Source organism: Gilvimarinus sp. 1_MG-2023, from assembly GCF_030548285.1.
In genome coordinates this window covers 1-299 of record NZ_JAUOSC010000716.1, presented here as the reverse complement: position 1 = coordinate 299, position 299 = coordinate 1, and the positions used below count along the sequence as shown (strand labels likewise).

The following is a 299-nucleotide window of genomic DNA, read 5'->3' as shown; positions in this document are numbered from 1 at the left end:
CGCCAACCCTGTGCGCCACCTTGCTGAAACCCACCGACCACGGCGCCAGCCAGCGCGGTTTTTTTGGCTGGTTCAATCGCAAGTTCGACGCCATGAACCAACGCTACCGGGGCAACGTTGCCGGTGTTATACGCCGGCCCCTGCGCTGGATGCTGGGCTACTGTGCCATTATTGCGGTGCTGGCCTTCTCGCTGATGCGCTTGCCAACCGGCTTTTTGCCATCGGAAGACCAGGCCGAAATCATGGTGATGTTCAACCTGCCCACCGGCGCATCCTTGCCGCGCACGGCCGCAGTCGCC

General features: G+C 62.5%; 1 protein-coding gene. It reads left to right on the top strand.

Annotated elements, in window-relative coordinates:
- The coding region (locus tag Q4563_RS18745; RefSeq protein ID WP_303605589.1) for an efflux RND transporter permease subunit at positions 1-299 on the top strand (299 nt) is incomplete at both ends.